The 1,940-nt window shown below is 64.0% G+C and carries 2 protein-coding genes; both read right to left on the bottom strand.

The window, feature by feature from the left end:
- Positions 1-549: PCRF domain-containing protein (locus EOA85_RS34055; protein WP_127212619.1), on the bottom strand; the 549-nt coding region annotated here is incomplete at its 3' end.
- Between the two features lie 9 nt (positions 550-558).
- Positions 559-1,940, bottom strand: a 1,382-nt coding sequence (gene ptsP / locus EOA85_RS34050; RefSeq protein ID WP_127212618.1) for a phosphoenolpyruvate--protein phosphotransferase, incomplete at its 5' end; no start/stop codon positions are given.

Genomic DNA, 1,940 nt, shown 5'->3' with positions numbered 1-1,940 from the left:
ATGCACACCGGACTCGAATTTCAGATGGGCGAAGACCCCCTTGCCCGAAATGGTGGCGATGATTTCCTTGTAGCCGCCGACCTCACCCTCGCTCGCCGACACCGTCTCGAAACGCCAGCCGCGTGCCGCAGCATAGCGTTCGTACATGCGGAACAGGTCGCCAGCAAAGAGAGCCGCCTCGTCGCCGCCGGTGCCGGCGCGGATTTCGAGGATGGCGTTCTTGTCGTCTGCGGCATCCTTGGGCAGAAGCAGGATCTGGATGTCCCTCTGCAGCGCCTCGATGCGTTCCCTGACCTCGGGCAGATCGGCCTCGGCCAATGCCCGCATTTCGGCATCGGTGCTTTTGTCGGCGAGCATCGCCTGCAAGTCGGCCTGTTCATGCTCGGCGCCACGCAGCTGCCTGATCTTTGCCACCATCTCCTGCATGTCGGCATATTCCGACGCCATCCTGACATAGGCGTCCGCCGCCGGCCCGGCCGACATCTGCGCTTCGAGCATATCGAAACGCTTGACGACTTGATCCATACGGTCGCGGGGCAGGTTGATCATGGTGAAGGTCTACAACGGAATGGAGCGGTCGTCGGCAAAGGCTTGCAGCAGCGCCCGCATCGGCAACCCGTAGGCCGGCGCCATAAGATTGTCGTCGAAGAACGTCTCCAGCTCGGCTAGCGGCAGTTCCGTCAGCATCGCCTTGACCGGACCGATCGAAGCCGGCGACATCGAGATCGACCGGTAGCCAAGGCCGATCAGCGCCATCGCCGAGATCGGCTTGCCGGCCAGTTCGCCGCACAAGGTCACCGAGGTTTGATTGCGCACCCCGGCGTCGGCAATCTGCTTCAGAACGCGCAGGAACGGCGTCGACAGCGCATCGAAACGGTCGGAGAGCTGCGTGTTGCCGCGATCGACCGCCATAACGAACTGGAACAGATCGTTCGAGCCGACCGAGACGAAATCGACGGCCTTCATCAGCTCGTCGAGCTGGAACAGCAGCGACGGCACTTCCAGCATGGCCCCGAGCTTCAGGCTGGTCGGCAGATGATGGGCAAAACGCGACAGATGCCGCACCTCGCGATCGATGATTTCGCGCGCCTGTGCGATCTCGCCGAGCTCCGTCACCATAGGCAGCATCAGCTTCAGTTCACGCCCACCGCAGGCCTTTAGAAGCGCGCGGATCTGGGTGCGCAACAGGCCCGGCCGGTCGAGCGTCAGGCGGATGGCGCGCCAGCCGAGCGCCGGGTTCTCTTCCTGGATCGTGTCCTTGAAGTAGGGTAGCACCTTGTCGCCGCCGATATCGATGGTGCGGAAGGTCACCGGCTTGCCGCGCGCCGCGTCGAGCACGTCGCGGTAGAGCCGTTCCTGGGCTTCCGCACGCGGAAAGGTCGAGGCGACCATGAATTGCAGCTCGGTACGGAATAGGCCGATGCCGGCGGCGCCCGCCTCCGCAAGCTGCGGCAGATCGACGGCCAGGCCCGCATTCATCAAAAGGTCGACTTGGACGCCGTCCTTGGTCACCGACGGCTTCTTGCGCAGTTCGCGATAGACCTCCTGCCGCCGCGCCCGGAAGCGGACCTTTTCGGCATAGGCGGCTTCGAGGTCGGGCTGAGGGCGCAGATGGATCGCACCTTCTTCGCCGTCGACAATGATCGCGTCGCCGTTTTCCGCCATGGAAACGGCGCCCCTCATCTGGCCCGCTACCGGTATGCCCATGGCCCGCGCCACGATAACGACGTGGCTGGTCGCCGCGCCGTCCTCGAGCACCAGCCCGCGCAGCTTGTCCCTGGGATAATCGAGCAGTTCGGCAGCCCCCATCGAGCGGGCGACGATGATGGCGTCCTTCGGTAGCGAGGCCGCGACATCGTCCGGCCCTCGCCCCATCAACTGGCGTAGCAACCGATTGGCGAGATCGTCGAAATCACTCATTCGCTCGCGCAGATACGGAT

Origin of the sequence: Mesorhizobium sp. M5C.F.Ca.IN.020.29.1.1 (assembly GCF_003997375.1) — a bacterium.
GTDB classification, from domain to species: domain Bacteria; phylum Pseudomonadota; class Alphaproteobacteria; order Rhizobiales; family Rhizobiaceae; genus Mesorhizobium; species Mesorhizobium wenxiniae.
The sequence above is the reverse complement of the archived record's forward strand: the minus strand, read 5'-3'. Positions and strand labels throughout refer to the sequence as shown.